This is a genomic window from Pseudomonas zanjanensis (genome assembly GCF_014268745.2).
GTDB lineage: Bacteria > Pseudomonadota > Gammaproteobacteria > Pseudomonadales > Pseudomonadaceae > Aquipseudomonas > Aquipseudomonas zanjanensis.
This window is the reverse complement of sequence record NZ_JABWRB020000001.1, coordinates 1,200,853-1,226,710: the sequence shown is the minus strand read 5'-3', so window position 1 is coordinate 1,226,710 and position 25,858 is coordinate 1,200,853. Positions and strand designations below refer to the sequence as shown.

The 25,858-nt window shown below is 61.7% G+C and carries 25 protein-coding genes; 11 read left to right on the top strand and 14 right to left on the bottom strand.

The features are described 5' to 3' along the window. Positions 1-96: 96 nt before the first annotated feature. Both HU715_RS05605 and HU715_RS05600 read right to left on the bottom strand, forming a co-directional pair. Complete coding sequence (locus HU715_RS05605; protein ID WP_186708540.1) at positions 97-843, bottom strand: SDR family oxidoreductase; 747 nt, start codon at positions 841-843, stop codon at positions 97-99. Positions 844-921: 78 nt separating this feature from the next. Next, positions 922-1,800, bottom strand: coding sequence for a Dyp-type peroxidase (locus HU715_RS05600; protein ID WP_186708538.1), 879 nt, complete (start codon positions 1,798-1,800; stop codon positions 922-924). Between the two features lie 226 nt (positions 1,801-2,026). Here HU715_RS05600 and ampC point away from each other — a divergent pair, with 226 nt between their 5' ends. Then, a complete protein-coding gene (ampC, locus tag HU715_RS05595; RefSeq protein ID WP_186708536.1) occupies positions 2,027-3,175 on the top strand; it encodes a class C beta-lactamase in 1,149 nt (382 codons plus the stop codon). A 177-nt stretch (positions 3,176-3,352) separates the two neighbouring features. Here the strand turns inward: ampC and HU715_RS05590 are convergent, their stop codons facing one another. The 4 genes from HU715_RS05590 to HU715_RS05575 form a co-directional block, all read right to left on the bottom strand. Continuing rightward, positions 3,353-3,901, bottom strand: a complete 549-nt coding sequence (locus HU715_RS05590; RefSeq protein WP_186708534.1) for a DUF4174 domain-containing protein — start codon at positions 3,899-3,901, stop codon at positions 3,353-3,355. Between the two features lie 136 nt (positions 3,902-4,037). Further along, on the bottom strand, positions 4,038-5,396 hold the full coding sequence (locus HU715_RS05585; RefSeq protein WP_186708525.1) for an erythromycin esterase family protein: 1,359 nt from the start codon (positions 5,394-5,396) through the stop codon (positions 4,038-4,040). A gap of 69 nt (positions 5,397-5,465) precedes the next feature. Further along, on the bottom strand, positions 5,466-6,251 hold the full coding sequence (locus HU715_RS05580) for a sulfite exporter TauE/SafE family protein (RefSeq protein WP_186708523.1): 786 nt from the start codon (positions 6,249-6,251) through the stop codon (positions 5,466-5,468). A 106-nt stretch (positions 6,252-6,357) separates the two neighbouring features. Next, positions 6,358-7,062, bottom strand: coding sequence for a hypothetical protein (locus HU715_RS05575; RefSeq protein ID WP_225917558.1), 705 nt, complete (start codon positions 7,060-7,062; stop codon positions 6,358-6,360). A gap of 341 nt (positions 7,063-7,403) precedes the next feature. On the opposite strand from HU715_RS05575, the gene HU715_RS05570 reads away from it, so the two are divergent. Next, a complete protein-coding gene (locus HU715_RS05570) occupies positions 7,404-8,552 on the top strand; it encodes an aldose epimerase family protein (protein ID WP_186708518.1) in 1,149 nt (382 codons plus the stop codon). A 161-nt stretch (positions 8,553-8,713) separates the two neighbouring features. Continuing rightward, the gene (locus HU715_RS05565; protein WP_186708516.1) at positions 8,714-9,535 is read left to right on the top strand and encodes an aldo/keto reductase; all 822 of its coding nucleotides are present in this window, start codon (positions 8,714-8,716) and stop codon (positions 9,533-9,535) included. Positions 9,536-9,684: 149 nt separating this feature from the next. On the opposite strand, the gene HU715_RS05560 is transcribed toward HU715_RS05565, so the two are convergent. Continuing rightward, entirely contained in the window at positions 9,685-12,048 is a 2,364-nt protein-coding gene (locus HU715_RS05560) for a DNA polymerase II (protein WP_186708498.1), read from the bottom strand. 375 nt (positions 12,049-12,423) lie between these two features. On the opposite strand from HU715_RS05560, the gene HU715_RS05555 reads away from it, so the two are divergent. From HU715_RS05555 to HU715_RS05535, 5 genes are all read left to right on the top strand, one after another. Beyond that, positions 12,424-12,864 carry a CBS domain-containing protein gene (locus HU715_RS05555; protein ID WP_030138503.1) on the top strand — a complete coding sequence of 147 codons (441 nt, stop codon included), beginning with the start codon at positions 12,424-12,426 and terminating at the stop codon, positions 12,862-12,864. Positions 12,865-12,933: 69 nt separating this feature from the next. Further along, a complete protein-coding gene (locus HU715_RS05550; RefSeq protein ID WP_186708496.1) occupies positions 12,934-13,530 on the top strand; it encodes a paraquat-inducible protein A in 597 nt (198 codons plus the stop codon). Further along, entirely contained in the window at positions 13,527-14,186 is a 660-nt protein-coding gene (locus HU715_RS05545) for a paraquat-inducible protein A (RefSeq protein ID WP_186708494.1), read from the top strand. Before HU715_RS05550 ends, HU715_RS05545 begins: the two co-directional genes overlap by 4 nt. Further along, positions 14,167-15,825, top strand: a complete 1,659-nt coding sequence (locus HU715_RS05540; RefSeq protein WP_186708492.1) for a PqiB family protein — start codon at positions 14,167-14,169, stop codon at positions 15,823-15,825. The genes HU715_RS05545 and HU715_RS05540 overlap by 20 nt, the downstream gene beginning before the upstream one ends. 17 nt (positions 15,826-15,842) lie before the next feature. Then, positions 15,843-16,379: a PqiC family protein gene (locus HU715_RS05535; protein WP_186708490.1), complete on the top strand. Its 537-nt coding sequence runs from the start codon at positions 15,843-15,845 to the stop codon at positions 16,377-16,379. Between the two features lie 85 nt (positions 16,380-16,464). Here the strand turns inward: HU715_RS05535 and HU715_RS05530 are convergent, their stop codons facing one another. Continuing rightward, entirely contained in the window at positions 16,465-17,094 is a 630-nt protein-coding gene (locus HU715_RS05530) for a glutathione S-transferase family protein (RefSeq protein WP_186708663.1), read from the bottom strand. 222 nt (positions 17,095-17,316) lie between these two features. On the opposite strand from HU715_RS05530, the gene HU715_RS27245 reads away from it, so the two are divergent. After that, positions 17,317-17,829: a phage infection protein gene (locus HU715_RS27245; RefSeq protein ID WP_225917557.1), complete on the top strand. Its 513-nt coding sequence runs from the start codon at positions 17,317-17,319 to the stop codon at positions 17,827-17,829. A gap of 199 nt (positions 17,830-18,028) precedes the next feature. Here HU715_RS27245 and HU715_RS05525 read toward each other — a convergent pair whose 3' ends face one another. From HU715_RS05525 to HU715_RS05510, 4 genes are all read right to left on the bottom strand, one after another. Further along, a complete protein-coding gene (locus HU715_RS05525) occupies positions 18,029-19,123 on the bottom strand; it encodes a DUF1615 domain-containing protein (protein WP_186710864.1) in 1,095 nt (364 codons plus the stop codon). A 259-nt stretch (positions 19,124-19,382) separates the two neighbouring features. Continuing rightward, entirely contained in the window at positions 19,383-20,357 is a 975-nt protein-coding gene (hemB, locus tag HU715_RS05520) for a porphobilinogen synthase (protein ID WP_186710862.1), read from the bottom strand. Positions 20,358-20,473: 116 nt separating this feature from the next. After that, positions 20,474-21,331, bottom strand: a complete 858-nt coding sequence (locus HU715_RS05515; RefSeq protein ID WP_186710860.1) for a PhzF family phenazine biosynthesis protein — start codon at positions 21,329-21,331, stop codon at positions 20,474-20,476. Beyond that, entirely contained in the window at positions 21,328-22,026 is a 699-nt protein-coding gene (locus HU715_RS05510; protein ID WP_186710858.1) for a glutathione binding-like protein, read from the bottom strand. The genes HU715_RS05515 and HU715_RS05510 overlap by 4 nt, the downstream gene beginning before the upstream one ends. 309 nt (positions 22,027-22,335) lie before the next feature. Between HU715_RS05510 and HU715_RS05505 the strand changes: the two genes are divergently transcribed. Continuing rightward, positions 22,336-23,010, top strand: a complete 675-nt coding sequence (locus tag HU715_RS05505; RefSeq protein WP_186710866.1) for a histidine phosphatase family protein — start codon at positions 22,336-22,338, stop codon at positions 23,008-23,010. Between the two features lie 134 nt (positions 23,011-23,144). Here HU715_RS05505 and mnmH read toward each other — a convergent pair whose 3' ends face one another. Both mnmH and selD read right to left on the bottom strand, forming a co-directional pair. Further along, complete coding sequence (mnmH, locus tag HU715_RS05500) at positions 23,145-24,248, bottom strand: tRNA 2-selenouridine(34) synthase MnmH (protein WP_186710063.1); 1,104 nt, start codon at positions 24,246-24,248, stop codon at positions 23,145-23,147. After that, a complete protein-coding gene (gene selD, locus HU715_RS05495; RefSeq protein WP_186710062.1) occupies positions 24,248-25,282 on the bottom strand; it encodes a selenide, water dikinase SelD in 1,035 nt (344 codons plus the stop codon). Before selD ends, mnmH begins: the two co-directional genes overlap by 1 nt. A gap of 182 nt (positions 25,283-25,464) precedes the next feature. On the opposite strand from selD, the gene HU715_RS05490 reads away from it, so the two are divergent. Beyond that, on the top strand, positions 25,465-25,749 hold the full coding sequence (locus HU715_RS05490) for a hypothetical protein (protein WP_186710061.1): 285 nt from the start codon (positions 25,465-25,467) through the stop codon (positions 25,747-25,749). The last annotated feature ends 109 nt before the right edge of the window (positions 25,750-25,858 follow it).

Genomic DNA, 25,858 nt, shown 5'->3' with positions numbered 1-25,858 from the left:
ATCTACTGCGTACATGAAATATGTGACCGCGGGGGAACAATGTGGGAGCGGGCTTGCTCGCGAAGAGGCCAGTGCAGACAACGAAAAACCCCGAGGTCAGCGCCCGCCCCCCAAATCCACAAACGTCCCGGTCGCATACGAAGCCTTGTCCGACAGCAGCCAGATAATCGCCTCGGCCACTTCATCCGGACGCCCGCCACGGGCCATGGGAATCGCCGACTCCAGCTTGCTGACCCGATCCGGATCGCCGCTCAGGGCATGAAAGTCGGTGTAGATATAGCCGGGACGCACCGCGTTGACGCGAATGCCTTCGCCGGCCACTTCCTTGGACAGGCCGACAGTGAAGGTGTCCAGCGCGCCCTTGGAGGCCGCGTAGTCGACATATTCTCCCGGCGAGCCCAGGCGGGCGGCCACCGACGAGACGTTGACGATGCTGCCGCCCTGCCCGCCATGTTTGGGCGACATGCGCAGCACCGCGTGCTTGGCGCACAGGATCGGCCCCAGCACGTTGGTCTTCAGTATCTTGAGGATGCGGAATTCGGACATTTCATCGAGTCGGGATTTATGGGCAACCGTACCGGCGTTATTCACCAGGGCGGTGACACGTCCCAGTTCGGCATCGACCCGATTGAACAGGCCGATGACTTCATCTTCGATGCTCACGTCGGCCCGCACGGCAATTGCCTGTGCGCCCTTGGCCCGAACCTGTTCGAGCACCTCTTGCGCGGCACTTTCATCAGACTGGTAATTGATGCAGATCCGATAGCCCGCTTCGGCAGCCAACAGCGCCGTGGCCGCCCCGATTCCGCGGCCGCCACCGGTGATGACGATGACTTTATCCACGCTTGCTTCTCCCCATTCCACGGATAGACGTGCGGCCCAAGAATAGCGTTCACGTCACGCTTTGCAAAACCGCTGCGCTTACCGGGCCAGGGCGCGCAGATCCAGGCGTCCATCCAACAGCGGCGGGCACCAGTAGTAACCACCGGTGATCGGCCGGCTCATGCGATACAGGCCATCGGTGATGCCGTCTTCCAGGCCACTCATGCGCCGCAATTGCGCCTCGAAGGCATCGAGGGAGAAACCGAACGCCAGGAACATCAGCCCGGCGCGGTCGCCTTCGATCCAAGGCATGGAACGCCGGACCACGAAGGCCTCCGGGGCGAAGCTCTCCTGGGCGGTGCGCTTGACGTGAGCCGATTCCGGCGCGTCGTCGAGTTCTTCGTTGTCGCTCAGGCGCCGGCCCATGATGTTGTCGCGCTCATGGGGCTGCATCGCCGCGAAACCATCCAGGTCGTGCTGCCACTGCTGGATCGCGGCGAAACTGCCTCCGCGCAACCCATCGGCGCCCTGGGCCAGGGCGGCAGCGATGGCCGCTTCGTCGTGAGGGTTTTCGGTGCCGTCTTCATAGCCGGTCAAATCGTGGCCGGTCATGTGGCGGAAGGTTTCGTTCATCTGCACCAGGCGCAGTGCCGGGGCCAGCGCCGCTTCGATGGCGCGACTGCGGTGCATCAGCTCGCCGCGGTCTTCACCGTGCAACCAGCACCACAGGGCATGCTGGGTTGAGGGGTTGTCCACGCCGACGCCGGCCAACGCCGGAAAAGCCCGCAGGCCATCGACCTGGGCGCCCAGCGCCTGGACCAACGATTCGCCGAAGCCAACCACGGCCCGGCCATCGAGCAGCAACAGGAGTTTGTCTAGCGCAGCCGGCAGTGCCTCGACCGATTCCAAGGCAAAAAACAAATGACGGGCCTGAGGCGGAACAGGGGTGGCGAGAATGCCGGGCTGGTAGTAACTCATGTGAACTCCTTTAGAAAGAGCGCAAGTTTACCCGGCAGCCGCCGCTTTGTGTGGTTTGGCTTGAAGCCTGGCCGCGTCGGGCAACCGGCGATTTTGTAGGAAGGTTCCCCCCGCCCTATAGGAAGACTCAGAAACATGCCTCAGCCTTGATAGCCTCGGATTGCCGGGCAGCCAGAAACGCCCTAGATTGTCCCCCCTCCAGGAAGGCCAACGAGAGCGCTGCACCATGCACATTGCCAGATCGATACTCGCCGGGACTCTTCTCCTGGCCTGCGGGACGTCCACAGGGTTTGCCCAGGAGCGCATTGAAGACACGGTCAATGCCGTCATCCAGCCACTGATGAAACAACAGGACATCGCCGGCATGGCCGTGGCGATCACCTACAACGGCCAACGCCATTATTTCAACTACGGCGTGGCCGCCAAGGACACGAAAAAGCCGGTCACCGACCAGACCCTCTTCGAAATCGGCTCCGTCAGCAAGACCTTCACCGCCACCCTCGGTGCCTATGCCCAGGCCAGGGGCAAACTGGCCCTGACGGATCCGGCCAGTCGCTTCGCCCCTGAGCTGCGCGGCAGCGCCTTGGAGCGCAGCCGCCTGCTCGATCTCGTTACATACACCGCTGGCGGCCTGCCCTTGCAGTTTCCCGACGAGGCGGATCATCCGGACCGGATGTTCAGTTATTACAAGACTTGGAAGCCGCTCTACCCGGCCGGCACCCAGCGACTTTATTCAAACCCGAGCATCGGCCTGTTCGGTTATCTGGCGGCCCGCAGCCTGGGGCAACCTTTTGACGACGTGATGGAGCGCACGCTGATGCCAGGGTTGGGCCTCAAGCACAGCTATGTCCGGGTACCGCAGGATCAAATGGACCGATACGCCCAAGGCTATGCAAAGGACGGCAAGCCCGTGCGGGTCGGCCCTGGCGCCCTGGACGCCGAGGCTTACGGGGTGAAAACCAGCTCGTCGGACCTGCTTCGTTTCATCGAGGCCAACCTGCGACCTGACAAACTGGACGCGGATTTGAAGCAGGCCATCGCCACGACCCATACCGGTTTCTACAGGGTTGGCGGGATGAACCAGGGACTGGGCTGGGAGTTCTACCCCGCGCCGTTCAGCTTGGATGACCTGCTCGCCGGCAACACACCGCAGATGGCCCTGACGCCTCAAAAAGTCGAAGCTTTGAACCCACCCCTTCCAGCACCGGACGGCGCCTGGATCAACAAGACCGGCTCCACCAACGGTTTTGGCGCGTACGCGGCGTTCGTGCCTGGCAAGGACATGGGGATCGTCATGCTTGCCAACAAGAACTACCCGATCGAGGAACGGGTGAAGGCGGCGCATCGGATCCTGATGGCGTTGGAACAGCAATAACTCATGACGCCTCGGGGTGATGAGTTTCTCTGTGGCGAGGGAGCTTGCTCCCGCTGGGTCGCGCAGCGGTCCCAAACCAGTCATTCGATAATCCATTGAAAAAAAGCAGAGGGCTGCTGCGCAGCCCAGCGGGAGCAAGCTCCCTCGCCACAAAAGCGGCCTCGGCGCTAGCGGGAGTCAATCTTCCAAAGGCTTCGGCGCCGCCGCCGGCTTGGCGGCCTTGCCAGGCTTGGTGCCTTTCGCATCCTTGGCCGGTGCAGGCTCGGGCGTGGGAGGGGGCGCTGGTGGCGTTGCTTCTTTTTCCGCGGCGGGGAGTTTATCGACGGTGTCGAAGAGGTCCTTCAATTCAATCGCGCCGGAATGCTCGAGTTTCTTTTCCCCGTCCTTGCCCACCAGGATGATCTTGGTCTGGGCACCGGCGCCCAGCTTGAGGGAGCGAATCAGTGCCATGGTGCTTTGCGGGTCCAGGTCCTTGCCATCGCGCTGGCCGATGGTATTGAGCACGGTGTAGAGCACCATGTTGCGCTCGGAAAAACCCTGCTTGCCCGCCGGTTCATCCAAGGCCTTTTTCAGGCTGACCCAGGTCGGGTCGACCGTGCTGGGCGCAATGACGATCAGGGAACGCGACTTGCCGACTTCCGCCACCAGAGGGGAGTCGCCATCGGCAGCGAACAGAGGGCCGGCGATGGCCAGCAAGGTAGCGAAGGTCAACGACCGAATGAGCATGCGCCTCTCCTTTTGATAGTTACGCTGTACTGATTGCACAGGGCGGCGATTGTTCCGCGAGCGTCGCCCGATACTGCACCTGCCTGCCTTGAAGCTTAGGCGAGCACGTTCATTGCGCAACCGCCCTGCACAGCGTTCAGAGGCCAAACGGGAACGTATCCTCCTCGTGTTCCAGGACCTGCGGCGCCGGCAATGGCGTAACGGCTTCGCTCTGTTCGAACCAGAGCCAGGCGTCGAACTGCTCGGCCAGCACCGCTTCGAAATAATGGCTCTGACGCTCGGTTTCAGGGCGGTAGATCACACCAATCGCGCGTTCGAGCAGTGGTTCGGACAATGCGTCCAAGAGCGCCTCGTCAGGGTTGGTCCGCCATTGCGTCAACGAGGCACGCACACCGGCCTGGAGGAATTGGTGCTCCCAACTGCCGGGCAACGCTGGCCGCACCTGTTTAATCTTCATCGGCGCATCCCAGTCGTCCGCCGCCGCGACACTGCCACGGTCGGTGCCCATGCCCAGCAACACCGCGCTGCGGCCATAAGCCATGCGGCAGAGCTGGCCAATATTGAACTCCCCTTCCCAGCCCATGCGTGTCGCGGCGGCATTGCCGATGTGGGAGTTATGCGCCCAGACCAACGCCTTCGCATCAGTGCCCCGATGCTCCAACAAGGTTTGCAGGGTGTCGAACATGTGCCGGTCCCGCAGGTTCCACGATGACTTGCCCCCGCGGTACATGGCTCGGTAGTACTGTTCGGCGGCGCGCACGACCCGGGCGTTCTGGGTGGCGCTGAAGAAGGCCTCATCATCACTGATCATCGGATCCAGGCGTTTGGCCAACAAGCTGTTGAGCTGCTCGACCACGGCGTCTTCACACGTCGCCAGGTTGCCGCGCTCGGTGAAATGACCATACAGCGCCGGGTCATCGTGCCACGGCGTGAGGCAGCCATAACGATGACGGGCATCACGGGCCATGTCCGGATGGCTGGTATCCAGATAGTTCAGCACCTCATCGATGGAGTGACGCAGGCTGTAGACGTCCAGGCCGCGAAACTCCACCCTTTGCCCCATGGGCTGCTCCAGATTGTAATCGCGCAACCAACGGACGAAGCCTTGGACTTCGCAGTTGCGCCACATCCAGGTTGGGAATCGGGCGAATGCCTGCTGCTTCCACGCCGACGGCCCCAAGTCGCGTACACAGCGGTCGATTTGCCCGGCATCGGGCCAGTCCGCTTCGACGGCAACGATATTGAAACCGTGATGCTCTATCAGGTGTCGGGTAATGGCGGCACGGGCCCGATAGAACTCATGGGTGCCGTGGCTGGCCTCGCCAATCAACACGACCTTGGCATCAGCGAAGCGATCGAACATCTCACCAAAGGCCGGGCTGTCCTCGGCAGGCAATGGCTCGGCGTGGTGACGCAGGATATCGGCAATGTCGGTGCGAGGCTCGGCGCCACGCCGGCGTAGACGTTGCAGCAGATCTCTGGCTGGGCTGTTCATGGGTCTTGGCCTCATCAGTACCTGGTTTACAGGTATGACTGTGGCTATGGACCCATGACTCCGATCAAATCAGAACGCGAGTTTGAAGCCGATCATCGCCAGCATCACCGCCAGGCAAGGCCGTAGGACCTCATCGGAGATGCGTCCCGACAAATGGCTGCCCAGGTAGATCCCCGGCAACGAACCGATCAGCAGGAAACCCAGGATGTGCCAATCCATGTTGCCCATGCTCGCATGGCCCAGGCCTGCCACCAGGGTCAGCGGCACGGCGTGGGCAATCTCGGTGCCCACCAGGCGCTTGGTGACCAGGAACGGATAAAGTATGAACAGCGCCACAGTGCCCAGGGCGCCAGCACCGATGGAGGTCAAGGCAACCATCGTGCCCAGCACCAGGCCGGTGATGACCGTCAGCACATTGAGTCGTGAACCGGAGGGGTTGTAATGACCGCCAGCACGATCATGGGCGAATTGCAGCAGGCGCTTCTTGAACAGGATCGCCAGGGCGGTGGCGAACAACACAAAACCCAAGGCTTGTTTGATCACCGCGTTCATAGCGTCGGGCGAGCTGTGCAGGCTGCTGAGAAACCACAGCGTCAATCCGACCGCCGGCACGCTGCCCAGGGTCAACCAGCCGGTGATTGCCCAATCGATATTGCGGTTTTTTGCGTGAACCAGGACGCCGCCAGACTTGGTAATGGCCGCGTACAGCAGGTCGGTGCCCACCGCTGTCGCGGGGTTGATACCAAACCACAACAGGATCGGGGTCATCAGTGAACCACCGCCAACGCCGGTCATTCCAACGATGAAGCCGACCACCAGGCCCGCAACGACTAAACCGACATTACCGAAATCCATTGAACCCGTCTCGACACGACCGCGTGAAAAATCTGGCCGCGAGCATAGCGATTTTTCTTATAACCCCCTATATCGATGTGATCTATCTTTATTCCTTTTTCTCAGCTCACTGGACCGGCAGGAAGTTGAGGAACAGCAGGCTCTGGGCGTAGTTCAAGCCGATGCGCCGGTAACGCTCATCGAGCATCTGGGTCAGCAGGTCCAATCGGGCGACGATTTTGCCGAACTCCACGGCGAAACTCAGGTTGCTGCCCTCCTCCGAAATCTCATTGGAAAACAGCAACGGCGTGCCGTCCTTGTTCTGCCGCTGACTGAGCAGCCAAGTGGCTTTTTCGATGTTGCGCGCCGCGTTGCTGACAAAACGCGGGTCGATGGTATCGGTCATGTAGAACTCGAGGCGATTGCCATGAGCGGTGACCAGCATGCTGCCGATGGCGTAGATGAACGCCCCGACCCGATCACCGAGAAATTCCGGGCTCATGGCATAGCTCAGGGCGGCCAAGTCCTTCTTGCCCCCCAACGTCGGCAAGGGTTGTTGCTGCTCGATGGCCATGCGCACCTGTTTTTCCGCGGTGCGGGCGTCGAGAAAGCCGGACTTGCGCAGTTCCTCGGGGTTGCGCAGGTACAGCTTGCTCATCAGCAGGTAAAGGCTTTGCAAGTTGTCGTGCATCGACAATGTCGCCATGCGGTCGACGCTGGTCTGCAAGAACTCCTGGGGCCTGGCTTCGCTGAACTGCGTGACCATGTCCTGCCCCTGTTGATGGCTGCAGCCGCCGCTGAACAGCATCGACGCACCAACCAATCCGGCCATGCAGGCTTGGCGCAACCTGGTCACAGAAGAAAAAACACCGGCCATCGAGTCTCAATCTAGGCATGGGGAAGCGATGGGGGTCGCCGCTTCCAGGCCAAGGATAGAGCTGTAAAAACCGCAAAAGTGCGACGCCCGAGGTGAAAGCGCTCGCTTGGGCAAGCCTCGCCTCGCTCAATTAGTCTTACTTTTTAATTGATAAATCCCGATTTATAGCTATAAATCCATTTCCTAGCCGTAAATAGAAAGACTACTGAACAGAAAAACCTTCATCGTTGTCCGACCAAGTAACGGACTCGACCGCGTTAAAACAACAACAAAACAACAGGAAGGAAGGTCACACCATGCTTGAATCCAGACATCTGCTCACGGCCCTCGGAGTCTCTCTGATGATTGCCACCTCCTCCCAGGCCGCCGGCCTGACCAATGAACGCGTTGCCTTCGGCAAGACCGACGACGGCACCGCGGTTGAGAAATTTGTCCTGCGCAACAGCCACGGCATCGAGGCGACCGTCATCACCTATGGCGGGATCCTCCAGTCGCTGATCGTGCCGGACAAAAACGGCATGACCGCTGATGTCGTGCTCGGCTTCGACGATGTGCAGGGCTACCAGAAGAACGGCAGCGTGTATTTCGGCGCGACCATTGGCCGCTTTGGCAATCGCCTGGCCGGTGGGGCGTTCGAGCTGGATGGCAAGCGTTACCAGGTGCCGCAGAACGACAAGGACAATTCCTTGCACGGTGGGCCACAAGGGTTCGACAAACGTGTTTGGAAAGCCGAACCGAGCAATGACAAGGATTCGGTGGGCGTGACCCTGACGTACCTGTCGGCGGACGGCGAAATGGGCTTTCCCGGCAACCTGAAGACGGATGTCACCTACAGCCTCAACGACAAGAACGAGCTGCGCATCGACTACAAGGCCACCACCGACAAACCGACCGTGTTGAACCTGACCAACCACAGCTATTTCAACCTGGCGGGTGCAGGCAACGGTGACATTCTCAAACAAGTCGCGACCCTGCACGCGGCCCGTTACACCCCGGTCACCGGCAAACTCATCCCTACCGGCGAGCTAGCCCCCGTGGCCGGCACACCGATGGATTTCACCAAGCCCACCGCCATCGGCACGCACATAAAGGCTGATCACCCACAACTCAAGTTCGCCGAACCGAAACAGGGCGGCTTCGATTTCAACTGGGTGCTGGATGCCAAGGGCGATGTGGACAAACTGGCCGCCGAGGTGCATGACCCGCAGTCCGGACGACTCCTGCAGCTCTACACCAGCGAGCCTGGCGTGCAGTTCTACACCAGCAACTTCCTCGACGGCACCGTCAAGGGCAAGCAAGGCAAGGTGTATCCGCATTGGGGCGCGTTCACCCTGGAAACCCAGCATTACCCCGACTCGCCAAATCAGCCGGACTTCCCTTCGACGCGGCTTGATCCGGGCCAGACCTACACCCAGACGATGGTGTTGAAGTTCTCCACGAAATAGAAAAGCTGCGCAACACCGGTAGGAGCTGTCGAGCGAAGCGAGGCTGCGATCTCTCCCCAGACAATTGAGTCTGGAGCGAAAAATCAAAAGATCGCAGGCTTCGCCAGCTCCTACTATCCTGCTGTCCATTGGATGATGGATCAGCACAACAGGAGAGAGTCATGAGGACGCTGGAATTGGCGGGTGTGTCCGTACCGGTCATTGGCCAGGGCACCTGGCGCATGGGTGAAGAACCGTCCCATCACAAAAAAGAAGTGGCCGCCCTGCGGTTAGGGATCGAACTGGGCATGACCCTGATCGACACTGCAGAGATGTATGCCGAAGGCGGTGCCGAGACCGTCGTCGGCGAAGCGATCACCGGCTTGCGCGACCAGGTGTTCCTGGTGAGCAAGGTCTATCCCCACAACGCCAGCCGCAAAGGCATTCCCCTGGCCTGCGAACGCAGCTTGCGCCGGCTCGATACCGATTACATTGATCTTTACCTGTTGCACTGGCGCGGCCAGTACCCCTTGGAAGAAACCGTCGAAGCGTTCGAGCGTCTGCGCGAAGAAGGCAAGATCGGCCGTTGGGGGGTGTCGAACCTTGACGTCGATGACCTTGAGGAGCTGGCTTCTCCGGCCTGCGCCACCAATCAAGTGCTGTACAACCTGCAGGAACGCGGCATCGAATTCGACCTACTGCCTTGGTGCCAGCACCGACGCATGCCGATCATGGCTTACTGCCCTGTCGGCCAGGGCGGGCACTTGCTCAAGGATCACACCCTGGGGCAGATTGCCGAGCGCCATCGCGCAACATCGGCCCAGATAGCACTGGCCTGGTTATTGCGCCAGGACAACGTGATTGCCATTCCCAAGGCGGTGAAGCCTGAGCATGTGCGCCTGAATGCCGAAGCGGCCAACCTCAGGCTCGAGCCCCAGGACCTGGCCGCCCTCGACCTGATCTTTCCCCAGCCCCAGGGCAAGCAGCGGTTGGCGATGGTGTAGTCCTCGCAAATCAAACGCTTTTTGTGGCGAGGGAGCTTGCTCCCGCTGGGTCGCGTAGCGGCCCCATTATCCTTGCGATCGCTGCGCAATCGAGCGGGAGCAAGCTCCCTCGCCACAAAAGCAGTCCGGCGCCTCGCAAACGACAGCCGTTAGAACAACCCCATCTGCCCCCCCACCAACGTTGAAAAGTCATCGTCCACAAACGGCAGGATCGCGTCCGCCACCGGCTGCAGCTGTTTGGTCACGTAGTGGTCGTAATCGATTGGCGCGCTGCGGGTTTCCAGCGGTTCGGGACCGGCGACAGTGATGACATAGCTGATCCAGCCGCCATTCTGGTATTGCCGCGGACGGCCCTGGCGCTGGTTGAACTCATCGGCCAGCCGCGCGGCCCGTACATGGGGCGGGACGTTGCGTTCATAGTCGTCCAGCGGTCGACGCAGGCGCTTGCGATAGACCAGCCGCTCATCGAAGGCACCGGACAGGGTCTGCTGCACATAATCGCGCACATAGTCCTGATAGGGCTTGCGGTGGAAGATCCGCCCGTACAACTCCTGCTGGAACTGCCGGGCCAGCGGCGACCAATCGGTCCGCACGGTTTCCAAACCCTTGTAGACGATTTCATCGCTGCCGTCGGCGCGAGTCACCAGTCCGGCGTAGCGTTTCTTGCTGCCCTCCTCGGCACCTCGGATGGTCGGCATCAGGAAGCGCTTGAAATGCGTTTCGAACTGCAGCTCCAGCGCGCTTTCCAGCCCGAACTCGGCACGCACCTGTTCACGCCACCATTGGTTGACGTGGGCCACCAGCTCGCGACCAATCTTGGCCGCCTCCTCCTGACCGTGGGCACGGCGCAGCCAGACGAAAGTGGAATCGGTATCGCCGTAGATCACCGAATGCCCCTGGGCTTCGATCAACTGGCGGGTGTGCTGCATGATCTGGTGGCCACGCAGGGTGATGGACGAAGCCAGGCGCGTGTCGAAGAAGCGACAGCCACTGGAGCCGAGCACGCCATAGAATGCGTTCATGATGATTTTCAACGCCTGGGACAGCGGCGCATTGTGTTCGCGCTTGGCGGTTTCCCGGCCTTCGGCGACCCGCGCGACGATGGCCGGCAGGCAGTGCCGAGTACGGGAGAAGCGCGCCCCGCGAAAGCCGGGTACCGACTTGTCGTCATCCGGGTGGCGCAGCCCTTCGATCAAGCCCACCGGGTCGATCAGGAAGGTGCGGATGATCGACGGATACAGGCTTTTGTAGTCCAGCACCAGCACCGACTCGTAGAGCCCCGGTTGAGAGTCCATGACAAACCCGCCCGGGCTGGCCTCGGGCGGGCGCTGGCCAAGATTGGGGGCAACGAAACCCTGGCGGTGCATCAGCGGCATGTACAGGTGCGTGAAGGCTGCCACCGAACCACCGCTGCGGTCCGCTGGCAGGCCGGTGACGCTGGCCCGCTCCAAGAGGAACTTGAGCAGTTCGGTCTTGGCGAAGATCCGCGTCACCAGCTCGCAGTCCTTGAGGTTGTAGCGGGCCAGGGCCGGCTTGTCCTCGGCGAACATGCGATTGATCTCGTCCATGCGCTGGTACGGGTTGTCGATGGACTTGCCCTCCCCCAGCAGCGTCTGGGCAACATTTTCCAGGCTGAACGACGGAAAACTCCAAGTGGCCGAGCGCAAGGACTCGATGCCGTCGATGATCAGCCGACCGGCCGCCGAGGCGAAGAAGTGGTTGTTGCGCGCGCCGTGCTCGCGCCATTGCATTTCTTCGCCACCGCGCCCCAGGCGCAACGGCACCGCCAGCCGCCGGGCATGTTCATGCAACACCCGCAGGTCGAACTGCACCAGGTTCCAGCCAATGATCGCGTCGGGGTCGAAACGGGCGAACCAATCGTTGAGTTTTTTCAGCAGCAGCGTGCGCGATTCGCAATATTCCAGCTGGAAGTCCACGCCGGTATCGTCGCCGTTAGGTGGCCCGAGCATGTAGACCTGGCGCTCGCCGCAGCCTTCCAGCGCAATGGAATACAACTCGCCCTGGGCGGTGGTTTCGATGTCCAGGGACACCAGGCGCAACGGTGGACGGTAATCGGGCGCCGGTTTCATCTGGGCATCGACCAGCAGGCCATCCGCAGCCGGGGTACCGCCGAACCAGACCGGGGCGGTGATGAAACGCTCCATCAGGTAGCGCTCCGGCGGCCTGACGTCCGCTTCGAACACCTCCACACCGGCGCGGCGCAAGGTGGTGTCCAGGCGCATCAGCTGGGCATGTTGCTGGCAATACAGGCCCAGCACCGGGCGATGCTCGAAATCCAGCAGGTCCAGGGGGCGCAGTTCGATGTCCTTCTCCCCTTGCAGCAAGGCTTCGAGCTGGCCGCGCTGGACCTGCGGCACAAAGGCCACCGACGTTTGCATCGGCAGGCGCACGCGCCGGGGACCGGCGTCGGTCGCCAGCCAGAACTCGACTTCGGTGCCGGCCGGGGTGTCGCGCCAATGCCGGGTCAGGACGAAGCCCTGCTGTAGATCCACCGCTGCAACCTCGAATTTTGCGTAGGCGACGATTCTACCTGTGGCGGGGGGACTTCACCTGACCAACTGACACACCACCCACCTGCTTAACTGACACCCACCTGCTTTTTGTGGCGAGGGAGCTTGCTCCCGCTGGGGTGCGAAGCAGCCCCAAAACCGACCACCTCGGTATATCGGGCGAATGCCAACAACCCGGGGCTGCTGCGCAGCCCAGCGGGAGCAAGCTCCCTCGCCACAGGGTGCATGGCGTCACTTCGGTGGTGAATTTACCGGCAATGACGTTTTTGGACGATTGGCCGCCGCTTTACCGCTTGCTCTGCGCCGTTGGGTCTACGATGCTTTAACCACCTGCAAAAACAACACCCGAGGCTCCCCATGAAAACCGTCGCGCAGTTGCTCCGGATAAAAGACGAGAAGAACCAGCAAGTGCACACCATCTCACCGGACGACATGGTATTGCAGGCCCTGATGCGCATGGCCGAGAAGAACGTCGGCGCCTTGCTGGTGGTGAAGAACGATGAGGTGCTGGGGATCATCAGCGAGCGCGACTATGCGCGCAAAATGGTCCTGCACGGGCGCTCGTCGGTGGGCACGAAGGTCAGCGACATCATGGTCTCCCCGGTGATCACCATCGACCCGCACCAAAATGTCGAGACCTGCCTGAGCATCATGACCGAGAAGCACTTGCGACATTTGCCGGTGGTAGAAGACGGCAAACTCGTCGGGCTGCTGTCCATCGGTGACCTGGTCAAGGAAGCCATCGCCGAACAGGCCGACCTGATCCGACAACTGGAGCAATACATTCGCGGCGAATGATCCGTCGCAACGGGTTGCTCATTCTCAACACACTTCTATATTGAAGGGGTTGTTCCTGCGAGCATCCCGATGGCCGCCACCGACCGACTGATCATTTGTGAACATTGCGATGCGGTGTACGAGCCGGTTGTGCTCGCTCCGCACCAGAAAGCCGCGTGCGTGCGCTGTCACGCGGTGATCCAGCGCTACAACGGCCTGACCATCGAACAGCGCCTGGCCTTGAGCGTGACGGCCGCGGTGTTGTGGGCTTTCGCCAACATTTATCCGGTGATGAGCATCCGCCTCCAGGGCCTGAGCAACAGCGCGACGTTGTGGGACTCCATCGTGGCGCTGAGCCAGGGCCCCATCACTTTCATCGCCCTGGTGACAGCGGTGGCAATCATCATTGCACCAGCCTTCCAACTGGCGCTGCTGCTCTGGGTCCTGGGCCATGCCTACCTCCAGCGGCGGGCGCCGGGCTTCGCCCTGTGCATGCGCAGCCTGGAAACCCTGCGGCCCTGGAGCATGCTGGAGGTGTGCCTGCTGGGCGCACTGGTGGCGGTGATCAAGCTCGCCGGCCTGCTGGACGTGCTGCCGGGCATCGGCCTGTTCGCCCTCGCGGCCTTGAGCCTGTTGATGATCCGCATTGCCGGGCGTGATGTCCGCGACCTGTGGGACAGCCTATGAGCGGCCAGCCGCTGGACACCCCGCCCGAGGCCCGCGACCTGAACCTGTGCCTGTGCCACAGTTGCGGCCTGGCCTGCGACATGACCGACGAACCCGATACCTGCCCCCGTTGCGACGCTCCCCTGCACCGCCGCAAACCCGACGCCATCACCCGCACCTGGGCCTACATGCTCGCCGCGCTGGTGTTCTACATCCCGGCCAACCTGCTTCCGGTCATGAACACCCAGATGCTCGGCGAGGGCGCCGACAGCACGATCATCAGCGGCGTCATCGAGTTCTGGCAAAGCGGCGCGTGGGACATCGCCCTGATCATCTTCATCGCCAGCATCGCGGTGCCCGGCATCAAGTTCGTCGTGTTGACCCTGCTGCTGGTGACCGCACAGCGGCGCAGCACCTGGGCCCAGGTCCAACGGGCGAAGCTGTACCGACTGGTGGAAGTCATCGGCTACTGGTCGATGCTCGACGTGCTGGTGGTGGCCCTGGTGGCGGCCCTGGTCAAGTTCCAGGCACTGAGCGATATCGAACCGCGACCGGGTATCCTGTTTTTCGGCCTCGTGGTGCTGTTCACCATGTTGTCGGCCATGAGTTTCGACCCCCGGCTGATCTGGGACACCCAACCTTCCGAGGAGACCATGGATGAAGTCGCAAGTCACTGACGGGCAACAACCCGCACCCGGTCGGTCTCACGTCAGCACCCGTCGCTGGACGGTGTCGCTGGTGTGGATCGTGCCGATCATCGCGGTGCTGGTGGGCATTTCCCTGGTGGTCAACAACTGGCTGCAGGAGGGCCCGACGATCACCATCACCTTCAAGACCGGCCAGGGCCTGACCGCCAACAAGACCCAGGTGAAATATCGCAACGTGGTGATTGGCCAGGTCACCGACGTGCAATTGAGTGAAGACCAGAAGAACGTCACCGCCACCGTCAAGCTCGCCAAGACCGCCGACACCTTCACCCACGAAGACTCGGTGTTCTGGGTCGTACGGCCGCGCATCGGGGCCGGTGGGATCTCGGGAATCGACACGCTGCTGTCCGGCGATTTCATCGGTGCCGACGCTGGCCAGTCGAAAGTGCGCGCCAAATCCTTCACCGGCCTGGAAGCCCCGCCGCCGATCACCTATGGCGAACCGGGCAAACGCTTCACCCTGCACTCCCAGGACCTCGGTTCGCTGGACATTGGCTCACCGGTGTACCTGCGCAAGATCCCGGTGGGCCAGGTCGTGTCCTATGCGCTGGACGCCGACGGCAAAGGCGTCGACATCGACGTGTTCGTCAACGCGCCCAACGACCGGTACGTCACCGAAAACACCCGGTTCTGGAACGTCAGCGGCGTGGACGTGAACGTCGGCGCCAACGGGTTCGCCGTCAAGACCGAGTCGCTCTCGGCCTTGCTGCTTGGCGGCATCGCGTTCAGGGCACCGGAATACAGTCCAAACGACACCATTGCCAGCGAAGACAAGACCTTCGAATTGTTTGCCGACCAGCAGAGCGCCCTCGCTCCACCCGACGGCAAGGGACAATACCTGGCCCTGCGTTTTGACCAGGCACTGCGCGGATTGCGAGTCGGCGCACCGGTAGAGTTCCTCGGCGTTGAAGTCGGCCGGGTGGTGGCCATCAACCTGGATTTCGATGAGAAACAACGCAGCTTTCCGGTCAACGTCGGCGTGGTGATCTACCCTCAGCGCCTGGGCAAGGCCCATGAAAAACTGCTCAAGTCGCTCAACCACGATCCGGAAGACGAAGCCGCCGGTGCCCGCCTGATCGGCAGCTTTGTCGAGCGCGGCCTGCGCGCCCAGGCCCGCAGCGGCAACCTGCTGACCGGGCAGTTGTACATCTCGCTGGACTTCTACCCCAAGGCCGAAAAAGTCGCCTTCGACCCCAGCGCCCGCCCCGTGCGTATTCCAACCCTCCCGGGCAGCCTGCAGCAATTGCAGGAACAACTGCAGACGATGGTCGAGCGGATCAACAAACTGCCATTGGAGAGCATCGCCGGCAACCTGGATGGCAATCTGGTGGAGTTGCGCAAAGGCCTGGCCCAGTTCAACAGCAAGACCTTGCCCGGCGTGCAAAGCACCTTGCAGGACGTCAGCAAGACCCTGCAATCGGCCAACTCGACCCTGGCCGAAGACTCGCCGCAGCGTGAACAACTGACCCAGACCTTGGACGACCTGGGCCGCATGTCGCGCTCGTTGCGCGAGCTGTCGGACTACCTGAGTCGCCACCCCGAATCGCTGCTTCGCGGTCGTCCCAAGGACGCACCGGCACAGAACCTTACCTTGCCGGTGAAAGAATGATCACAGGAGCCCGCCCCATGCCACTGACGCTGAAACTCACCCTGGTTGCCGTGGCCCTGCTGCTCGGCGCCTGTCGCAGCGATCCGATTCATTACCACACCCTGAGCCCGGTTCAGCCGGCAGGCCAGTCACGCTCTGGCATGGACATCCAGATCGAACAGGTGAGCGTTCCCCCCCAGGTGGATCGCACCCAGATGGTCATTCGCCAGGGCAGCAGCGGGTTGGCGATCCTCGAAACCGAATGGTGGGGCGCCAGCCTGGCGGATGAACTGCACAGCAGCCTGGACGAACAACTGAGCAACCCTGGCGCGCCGAAATCATCGCTGCGGGTGGATGTGCAGCGCTTTGACTCGATTCCGGGCCGCTACGCCCGCATGGACGTGCAATGGCGGCTACGAAGCCTGGGCGGCGATACCCGCCCCCTCGTTTGTCGCAGCAGCCTGCAGACACCGTCGGGCGCCAGTATCGACGACCTGGTGACAGCCCATCAGCAGAACGTCCGGCAATTTGTCGACCTTGTCGAGCAGGCGGCTGTACGCAAAGGCTGTCCTTGACCTGTAGGAGCTGTCGAGCGAAGCGAGGCTGCGATCTTTCGATCTTTCGCTTGAGATTCAAGCGTCAGGGGAAAGATCGCAGCTCCTACAACGGCCAATGCAGCGACAGTATCGGCGCCACGCGTGGATGGCGGTCGATGCGCTCCAACAATCCGTAGAATTGCGGGCGGGCGTTGAGCATCGCCTCTCGCGTATTTCTCCACTTGGTGATCACAGCCGCCAGGATATCCAACGCCCCCGGCTCGGCACCGCCGAGAAACGGTTGGGCCGGGAATTGGTCGGCAAACAGCGCCCAGTTGCGGTAGAGCCGTTGCTGGGTACCTGATACCAAGCGCTGCCGAGTCTCTTCGTCCGCATCGTCCAGCCAGCGCTCCGGAAAATCGATGATGCCGATGGGGGTGTAGCAGTTGGCCGCGATGTAAACCAGGCCTCGTATGGCTTGCGCACGTTGGGCTGCGTCGTCAGGGAGCAGCTTCGAGGCGGGAAAGGTCAGCCCGAGGTGAATCAGAATCGCCGATGCCTCGGTCAGCACCGAGCCATCTGGCAGTTGCAGCGTCGGAACCTGCTTCAGGGGGTTGAGGGCCTCGAGCTCTTTCGCTGCTTCACTTTCTTCCGTCGAATAGGCATCGACCCGCCGATAAGCCACATCACAAAGGTCCAGGGCCACCTCTACCGCCGACGAGCCGGATTGCCTGTGACCGAATAACTGATACATGAGCTTGCCTCCTGCCTGTGGGTTACCCGGTAGAACCTGCAAATCTGGCAGTGTTCCACCCGAAGGACGACGCGCACGCCAGGGGGACACCCTCGCTGGATCAACCGACATCGAGCTATCACTGCCGTCGATGTTCACCATCATGCCAATGAAGTTCTCTTGATGATCGCCCGGGACAACAATGGCCCCACACAAACCACTGCACCCCCGGAGCACACCATCATGAAACGCCAAGTCATCCTCAGCCTCGCTTTCTCCGTACTGGCCGCCAACGTATTCGCCGCCTCCTCGCAACCCGTCGTCGCCGAAGGCGGTTCTGATCGCCTGATCGAAAACCGCGTCGCCGAAGGTGGCGCTGATCGCCTGCTGGATCGCCGCGTAGCTGAAGGTGGCTCTGATCGTCTGCTGGAACGCCGCGTTGCCGAAGGTGGCTCCGACCGCCTGATCGAAAACCGCGTAGCTGAAGGTGGTTCTGATCGCCTGCTGGAACGCCGTGTAGCCGAAGGTGGTTCTGATCGCCTGATCGAAAACCGCGTAGCTGAAGGTGGTTCTGATCGCCTGCTGGATCGCCGCGTCGCCGAAGGTGGCTCTGATCGCCTGCTGGATCGCCGCGTCGCCGAAGGTGGCTCCGACCGCCTGATCGAAAACCGCGTAGCTGAAGGTGGTTCTGATCGCCTGCTGGAACGCCGTGTAGCCGAAGGTGGTTCTGATCGCCTGATCGAAAACCACGCATGAGTTGCTTGACCGTAATGCCTGAAAACAACGCAAGTCATAGGCAACACACCCCGTGGCGAGGGAGCTTGCTCCCGCTCGGGCGCGCAGCGGCCGCAATGATCGACAAGCCGCTGCGTAGCCCGCCCGACACACCCATCAAGACGACTCCCCCCTAAAAGCCCGGCCTCATCCACCGGGTTTTTTCATGCCCCGACATCTGCTAACGCCCCGCCGCCCGCGCCATGCAGCGCTGATAACGCTCATCCACCCGCTTGGCAAACCATGCCGTGGTCAGCTTGCGCGTGATCTTCGGACTCTTGAGCACGATCCCCGGCAATATCGCCCGCGGCAACGGCTTGCCCTCGGCGCGCTCAGCCAGTTCGAACACCCGCTTGTAGAGCTTGCTGTCCTCGAACGCTAGGCTATCGCCCTGCTCCAACTGATCGCGAATGGTCGGGTTGCGCATCCCCAACGACTTGCCCAGCGTGCGAACCGCCAGCTCCGTGCTGCCCGGCATGATCGAGTCATGGGCAACCAGATCGCCATCCAGCGCCAGGGAAATGCCCGACGCCACACTGACCGCATGCTGGAAAGCCGCGTTGCGACTGGCGTACCACCCGGCGTTGAAATCGGCGAAACGATACAACGGCTCGCTATAGCTCACCGGATAACCCAGCAAATGCGCGATACCGAAGTACATCCCGCCACGGCGACTGAACACTTCGCGACGAATCGAACCATCTACCGTATAGGGGTAATCCCGCGCATTGGCTTGGGCAAACGCGATGCTCACCTGCATCGGGCCACCGGTGTGCACCGGATTGAAACCGCCGAACAGCGTCTTGCCCAGCGGCACCATGCCGATGAAATCATCGAAAATCCCGCTCAGCTCTTTCTCGCTACGCGCCGCATTGAGTCGATCGCTGTAGCTTTTGCCATTGGGCGAACGCACCTGGAGCGCGCCGCTGACCAACAGCTCCGGAATGTGCACCTTCGCCGCCCGGCGGTTGATCTCTTGACGAGCGATCTTGCCCAGCCCCGGCACTGGCGGGTCGGCCTGGAACGTCGACTCCTGTTCGGTCACCGCCAGGACCGCACAGATATTCTGCGTCGTGGACGGAATCTGCTGGGCCGCAAAGGCCACGTAGATGTCAGTCGCCCAACCTTGGCGATCCGTCGTCTTGGCCGGCAATAATTGCACGATCTGCTTCTTGACCTCAGCGGGTTGGCGCTCGGGCTCCTGGGCCTGACGACTACCGCAACCGGCCAGGGCCAGCAACGCCGCGAGGCTGATCATCAATCGGTCGAATTGCATGGGGCTCCATCGGGTTTGTTGTTCCGGAGCAACCATACGATCAAAAGTGAATGCGGGCTATGCCCAATGTGGGAGCGGGCTTGCTCGCGAAGGCGGCGGCACATGCGGCATTGATATCAACTGACCCACCGCTATCGCGAGCAGGCTCGCTCCCACAGGAGAATGGCGGTGTGCCTGGATTTCCCATCCAACCCAAAACCACTGTGGGAGCGAGCCTGCTCGCGAAGGCGGCGGCATTGGCAACATTGATGCAGGCGGATCAGATCCCGCTCAGCGCCAGATCCATGGCGAAGTAAGTGAAAATCAAATCCGCCCCCGCCCGCTTGATGGCACCAAGGCTCTCGCGTACCACGCGGGCCTCGTCAATGGCACCGGCCTGGGCGGCGAATTTGATCATCGCGTATTCGCCACTGACCTGATACGCCGACAGCGGCAGGTTCGACGCCTGGCGAATGTCGCGGATGATATCGAGGTAGGCACCGGCCGGCTTGACCATCAGCGCATCGGCACCTTCCTGCTCGTCGAGCAGGGATTCGCGCAAGGCTTCGCGGCGGTTCATCGGGTTCATCTGGTAGCTCTTGCGGTCGCCTTTGAGCGCGCTACCGCCGGCCTCGCGGAACGGGCCATAGAGCGCCGAAGCGAATTTGGTGGAATAGGCCATGATTGCCGTCTGGCTGAAGCCGGCGTCATCCAGGGCCTTGCGAATCGCCTGCACCTGCCCGTCCATGGCTGCCGACGGCGCGATCACATCGGCACCGGCGCGGGCCGCCGCCACGGCTTGCTTGCCCAGGTTGACCAAAGTCCGGTCGTTGTCCACTTCATCGCCGTGGAGGACGCCGCAATGACCATGATCGGTGTATTCACAGAAGCAGGTGTCGGACATCACGATCATTTCCGGCACCGCGTCCTTGCAGATCCCGGCCATGCGCGACACCAGGCCGCGCTCGCTCCAAGTGTCGCTGCCGTCGTTGTCCAAGTGATGGGACACACCAAACGTCATTACCGACCTGATGCCAGCACGGGCATAGCGCTCGATCTCACTGGCCAGCTTCGATTCAGGGATGCGCACCACGCCGGGCATGCTCTTGATCGGCACAAAATCATCGATTTCTTCTTCGACGAAAATCGGCAGCACCAAGTCGTTCAAGGTGAATTCGGTTTCCTGGAACAGGCTGCGCAAGCTTGCATTGCGACGCAGGCGGCGTGGACGTGCTTCGGGGAACTGGCTGGACATGGGACTCCTGGGCAAAAAAGGGTGCTCGATCACAGAGCGCAAAGCTTATGCCCTGGCCAGCCAGGGCACAAACGCCGGCTGGAAAACAGAGTGTTACCAGCCGAGCAATAATCGCCTCACAAGGTCAACGAGCCATTGATGCACGTCACGACTGCGCCGCCAATCCAGACTTCATCCCCCACCTGCTCGACATGAATGCGCCCGGCCCGGCCCATCGTCAGTCCCTGGCTGACCACGTAGGACGCCGGCGCCAGGCCTTTGCCCAGCATCCATTGCGCGAGCCCGGCGTTCAGACTGCCGGTGGCCGGATCCTCGGGCATGCCATCACCGGCGATGAAACCGCGCACTTCAAATTGGGCCTCATCGCCATCCACGGCCCGATCCCAAGGTGCGATCACGCCCACGGCCAGATCCAGCAACTGCGGGTAATCGGGTTCAAGCGTCAGCACCTGCTGGCGATCCTTGAGCATCACCGCCAGCCAACCGGCACCGTTATCGACCCATTGCGCCTCGACAATCGCCTCCGCGGCAAGCCCTAGCCCCTTGCGCACCCGCTCCAGCAGCTCGGCGTCCAGCGGACCGGACTTGAGCAAGGGTGGCGCGAGGAACGCCAACCCATGATCGCTGCGGCGAATCCTGACCAGGCCGACGCCGCACTCCTGCACGATCTCCTGCCCTTTCGGCACGCCGCCGGCTTCCAGCCAGGCGTGACAACTGCCCAAGGTCGGATGCCCGGCAAACGGCAACTCGGTCAAGGTGGTGAAGATACGCACCCGGTAATCGGCTTCCGGGTGCCGCGGCGCCAACAGGAACGTGGTTTCGCTGAGGTTGGTCCAATTGGCAAAAGCCGCCATGTGCCCGTCACTGAGCCCGTCGGCCCCCAGCACCACCGCCAGTGGATTGCCTTTGAGCGGCACATCGCTGAACACATCCAGTTGCTTGTAATCGAAACGGCGGGACGTCGGGCCACTCATTCCGGAATCTTCAACCCGCGCGCCACAGCCGGTCGCGCCAGGAAGCGCTCCAATACCCGCGTCACATTGGGGAAGTTCTGGATACCCACCAGATCACCGGCCTCATAAAAACCGATCAAGTTGCGCACCCAGGGAAACGTGGCGATATCGGCGATGGTGTAGCGCTCGCCCATGATCCAGTCCCGGCCTTGCAGACGGCCATCGAGCACCTTGAGCAGACGCTTGCTCTCTTCGACATACCGATCCCGCGGCCGCTTGTCCTCGTAGTCCTTGCCAGCGAACTTGTTGAAGAACCCCAACTGCCCGAACATCGGCCCGATCCCACCCATCTGGAACATCAGCCACTGGATCGTCTCGTAGCGCGCCGCCGATTCCTGGGCCAGCAACTGCCCGCTCTTGTCCGCCAGATAAATCAGGATCGCCCCCGACTCGAACAGCGCCAACGGCTGGTCTCCCGGCCCATGGGGATCGAGAATCGCCGGGATCTTGTTGTTAGGATTCAGGGAAAGGAACTCGGGCGACATCTGGTCGTTGCTGGCGAAGTCCACTTTGTGAGGCTCGTACGGCAGGCCGATCTCCTCCAGCATGATCGAGACCTTCACGCCGTTGGGGGTAGGCAGCGAGTAGAGCTGGAGCCACTCCGGGTATTGGGCGGGCCATTTTTCGGTGATGGGGAACGAAGTCAAGTCGGGCATGGGGTCGGCTCGGAAATGAAAGAAAGCCCGAGGATAATCCAAGATGTAGGGCACGGCATCACTGCCCGTCATGGAATTCACCTCGTCCGTTCTTAATTTCGCAACATCCTGTCGTTAACGTTCAACCCATCTCCTGACGGAGATCGCTACAGTGCACCGAAATCGAACCAAACCGCTCAAAGGGACTCTGAGCAATGCCCCCCCGAGGATTCGACGAGGCGTAACGACAGGGAAAACACCCGAAGCCAGGCGCCTCGCGGTGCCAGGGTTTGTCAGCCTGACTCACGCGTGCCGAAGACTATTTATTCGATGATGAACCCACTGAATTTCGCCAGACGTTTCAAACACCGTTCGTGGCTGATGCTGCCGACGCTGCTTGTGGTCTGTGGCCTGGTGTTGTCGCTGGAGTCCAGCGTCAGCCGTGCCCAGCCAGCCGACGGTGTACAGACCCTGGTGTTCCTGCGCCACGCGGAGAAACCCGCCGGCGGCCTGGGCCAGCTCAACTGCCAGGGCCTCAACCGCGCCATCGACCTGGCCACCCTGTTGCCGGAAAAATTCGGCAAGGCCGATTACGTGTTCGCGGCCAACCCTACCCGCAATGTCGAGGAGGGCGAACAGGACAACTCCTACAGCTACATTCGCCCGCTGATGACCATCAGCCCCAGCGCCATCAAGCTCGGGTTGCCGGTGAACATCAATTATTCGGCCAACGACACCAGCGACCTGGCTGATGAACTGCTGGACGACAAGTACCACAACGCCACCATCTATACCGCCTGGTCCCATGGTTACCTGCCGGAGCTGATCAACGAAGTCGCCGGGGAGGCCTTGGGCAAGAAGCAGACCATTACCGATGACTGGGCCTCGGGAGACTTCGACTCGCTGTATGTGCTGACCCTCACCTGGCACAACGGCAAGGCCAGCCTCACCAGCCAGAGTTATAAGCAAGGGTTGGATAATGGCCAGGAGACCTGCCCGACATAATCAGGCGGTATTCCCTGTGGGAGCGGGCTTGCTCGCGAAGGCGATGGCACAGTCAACATCCTCGTCAACTGATCCACCGCTTTCGCGAGCAAGCCCGCTCCCACAGGGATTGACAGTGGATATGGAACCTGTGGTCAACCGCCCCGGGCCGCCCGCTCCCGCAGATATTCCAGCACCTCCGCCTGCTCCCCCGAGAACTCGATCCGCAGCCCTTTCTTTTCCCGCTGGAACACGTACATCGGGTCGTAATACTCACGCAACAGACCTTCGATCCACCCGCGATGCAAATCGACGGCGCCGCTGTTGGCCTGTTCGGCCAAGGCGGCTTCCAGGATGTCCTTCAGGCGTCGGTGGCGGTCGCCGCCCAGGCGTTTGTGGATGTTGTCCAGGCTTGCCAGCAGTCGCTCGGCAAACAGCGAGAAGCCTTCGTCGCCGTGCACCGCGACAAATTCCGCGCAAAGGTCGATGACGTAATCCTGCAGGATCCGCTCGACCCGACGCTCCACGCTGTCCTCCAGCCAGACCATCGGAACCTGTTGCATGCGCTGATACAAGGACAGCGGCAAGGCGCAACTGCCGACCGCACGGCTCTCATCTTCCAGCACAAATTGCCCGATACCGGCGGCGCGCTTTTTCAGCACGTCCACGGCCAGGCGATTCTCGAAATCGATGTTGGACGGCTGGCCCGTGGCGCGTTTGCCGAAGCTCGAACCGCGATGGTTGGCATACCCTTCCAGGTCCAGGCTGTTGCCCAGTTGGCCCAGCACTTGGGTCTTGCCGGTGCCGGTCATGCCACCCAACAGCACCAGGTCGCACTGGGCGACTGCCTGCTCGATGGTGTCCAGCAAGAACGTGCGCATCGCCTTGTAGCCACCGCCAACCCGAGGGTAGTCGATGCCCGCTTCGTCCTTCAGCCACTGTTGGACGATCTGCGAACGCAAGCCGCCGCGAAAGCAATACAGCAAGCCTTCGGGATGGGCCTTGGCGAACGCGGCCCAAGCCTGGATGCGCTGGGCCTTGGTCTCGCCGGACACCAGTTGATGGCCCAGGACGATGGCGGCCTGCTGCCCCTGCTGCTTGTAACAGGTACCGACGCGTTGCCGTTCGTTGTCGGTCATCAACGGCAAATTGACCACGCCGGGAAAGGCACCCTTGATGAATTCCACCGGGGCGCGCGTGTCCATCATCGGTAAATCATTGAGGAAGATGTCGCGGTAATCGGTGATGTCATGGCTCATCAAGACACCTCGACCGCGTGACTCTGTCGCTCGACCAACTCGCCGATGGGTTCCAGCGCCAGACCGAGTTCAGCGGCCACCCGCAGGAACTCGTCCTCGCCTTCGGGGGTGACGGCAATCAACAAACCACCGCTGGTCTGCGGGTCGCACAGCACGCGCTTGTGCAGTTCCTGGACCCGACCGACCTTGCTGGCGTAGCTGTCGTAGTTGCGCAGCGTTCCGCCCGGCACGCAGCCCAGGTCGAGGTAGTACTCGACGCCTGGCAAACGCGGCACCGCGTCATAGCGGATACGCGCGGTCAGTTGGCTGCCGTCGGCCATTTCAACCAAGTGCCCGAGCAGGCCGAAACCGGTGACATCGGTCATCGCGGTCACGCCGTCGAGCTTGCCGAAGCGGCTGCCAGGCTTGTTGAGGGTGCACATCCAGTCACGGGCCAGGCCAACATCGGCGGCGCGCAGCTTGCCCTTCTTTTCCGCCGTGGTGAGGATGCCGATGCCCAGGGGCTTGGTCAGGTACAAGCGGCAACCGGCGGTGGCTGTGTCGTTGCGCTTCATGTGGCGCTTTTGCACCAGGCCTGTCACCGCCAGGCCGAACATCGGCTCAGGCGCATCGATCGAGTGCCCGCCCGCCAGGGGGATACCGGCCTCGTCACACACGGAACGACCGCCGCGAATCACTTCCCGGGCGATTTCCGGGGCCAACACGTTGACTGGCCAGCCGAGAATCGCGATGGCCATCAGCGGGTCACCGCCCATGGCATAGATGTCGCTGATGGCATTGGTGGCAGCGATGCGGCCGAAATCGAAGGGATCATCGACAATCGGCATGAAAAAGTCGGTGGTCGAAACCACTCCTCGCTCCTCGTCGATGGCGTACACCGCCGCGTCGTCGCGAGAAGCATTGCCGACCCACAGCTTCGGATCGAGGTTCTGCGCACCACTGCCGGCCAGGATCACTTCCAGCACTTGGGGCGAAATCTTACAGCCGCAACCGGCGCCGTGGCTGTACTGGGTCAGGCGAATCGGCTCGCTCATGGGCATACCTCTATTCAGTCAATTGGCCGATTCTAGCAGCAACGCCACCGACTCAGTGCCGCGCCGAGCATTCGCCCATACAACAGGCTGGGGCGATTCCCCCCAGCCCATCAGATGGAATTTTCCATTTCTGGAGGGATCACTTGAACATCACCCCTGCCTATCCACCCAGGAGACTGCCGATGCGCCTCGCACCCGCTGCTGCCGACAGCACTCATATTGATTACGGCCTCGACACGCTATTTGGTCGCGAAACCAAAAGCGTCCACTGCCAGTTCGATGTCAAACGCCTCGACGACGGCGAACCGCCCTGGTTCGCGCTGCACGTGCGCCCGCCATTGCCGACGGATCTGGAAAAGGCCCAGATCGTGGTGTTCAGCGCCGAAGGCAAACGCATCAGCGGCATTGTCCGGCGAGCCGAACGCCTGGCTGATGACAGCCTGCAACTGGACGTGGAACCCGACTGAGGTTTCGCAGGCACCGCCTGCCATCGCGAGCAAGCTCGCTCCCACCGGGGCTGTCGAACCCAATGGCGAGACCCACACCGCCCCACTGTGGGAGCGAGCTTGCTCGCGA

Excerpts from the sequence above, each read along its gene's own strand:
- HU715_RS05600 (WP_186708538.1), bottom strand. The coding sequence starts at position 1,800 with ATGAGTTACTACCAGCCCGGCATTCTCGCCACCCCTGTTCCGCCTCAG.
- ampC (WP_186708536.1), top strand. The coding sequence starts at position 2,027 with ATGCACATTGCCAGATCGATACTCGCCGGGACTCTTCTCCTGGCCTGC.
- HU715_RS05590 (WP_186708534.1), bottom strand. The coding sequence starts at position 3,901 with ATGCTCATTCGGTCGTTGACCTTCGCTACCTTGCTGGCCATCGCCGGC.
- HU715_RS05585 (WP_186708525.1), bottom strand. The coding sequence starts at position 5,396 with ATGAACAGCCCAGCCAGAGATCTGCTGCAACGTCTACGCCGGCGTGGC.
- HU715_RS05580 (WP_186708523.1), bottom strand. The coding sequence starts at position 6,251 with ATGGATTTCGGTAATGTCGGTTTAGTCGTTGCGGGCCTGGTGGTCGGC.
- HU715_RS05575 (WP_225917558.1), bottom strand. The coding sequence starts at position 7,062 with ATGGCCGGATTGGTTGGTGCGTCGATGCTGTTCAGCGGCGGCTGCAGC.
- HU715_RS05570 (WP_186708518.1), top strand. The coding sequence starts at position 7,404 with ATGCTTGAATCCAGACATCTGCTCACGGCCCTCGGAGTCTCTCTGATG.
- HU715_RS05565 (WP_186708516.1), top strand. The coding sequence starts at position 8,714 with ATGAGGACGCTGGAATTGGCGGGTGTGTCCGTACCGGTCATTGGCCAG.
- HU715_RS05555 (WP_030138503.1), top strand. The coding sequence starts at position 12,424 with ATGAAAACCGTCGCGCAGTTGCTCCGGATAAAAGACGAGAAGAACCAG.
- HU715_RS05550 (WP_186708496.1), top strand. The coding sequence starts at position 12,934 with ATGGCCGCCACCGACCGACTGATCATTTGTGAACATTGCGATGCGGTG.
- HU715_RS05545 (WP_186708494.1), top strand. The coding sequence starts at position 13,527 with ATGAGCGGCCAGCCGCTGGACACCCCGCCCGAGGCCCGCGACCTGAAC.
- HU715_RS05540 (WP_186708492.1), top strand. The coding sequence starts at position 14,167 with ATGAAGTCGCAAGTCACTGACGGGCAACAACCCGCACCCGGTCGGTCT.
- HU715_RS05535 (WP_186708490.1), top strand. The coding sequence starts at position 15,843 with ATGCCACTGACGCTGAAACTCACCCTGGTTGCCGTGGCCCTGCTGCTC.
- HU715_RS05530 (WP_186708663.1), bottom strand. The coding sequence starts at position 17,094 with ATGTATCAGTTATTCGGTCACAGGCAATCCGGCTCGTCGGCGGTAGAG.
- HU715_RS27245 (WP_225917557.1), top strand. The coding sequence starts at position 17,317 with ATGAAACGCCAAGTCATCCTCAGCCTCGCTTTCTCCGTACTGGCCGCC.
- HU715_RS05525 (WP_186710864.1), bottom strand. The coding sequence starts at position 19,123 with ATGCAATTCGACCGATTGATGATCAGCCTCGCGGCGTTGCTGGCCCTG.
- hemB (WP_186710862.1), bottom strand. The coding sequence starts at position 20,357 with ATGTCCAGCCAGTTCCCCGAAGCACGTCCACGCCGCCTGCGTCGCAAT.
- HU715_RS05515 (WP_186710860.1), bottom strand. The coding sequence starts at position 21,331 with ATGAGTGGCCCGACGTCCCGCCGTTTCGATTACAAGCAACTGGATGTG.
- HU715_RS05510 (WP_186710858.1), bottom strand. The coding sequence starts at position 22,026 with ATGCCCGACTTGACTTCGTTCCCCATCACCGAAAAATGGCCCGCCCAA.
- HU715_RS05505 (WP_186710866.1), top strand. The coding sequence starts at position 22,336 with ATGATGAACCCACTGAATTTCGCCAGACGTTTCAAACACCGTTCGTGG.
- mnmH (WP_186710063.1), bottom strand. The coding sequence starts at position 24,248 with ATGAGCCATGACATCACCGATTACCGCGACATCTTCCTCAATGATTTA.
- selD (WP_186710062.1), bottom strand. The coding sequence starts at position 25,282 with ATGAGCGAGCCGATTCGCCTGACCCAGTACAGCCACGGCGCCGGTTGC.
- HU715_RS05490 (WP_186710061.1), top strand. The coding sequence starts at position 25,465 with ATGCGCCTCGCACCCGCTGCTGCCGACAGCACTCATATTGATTACGGC.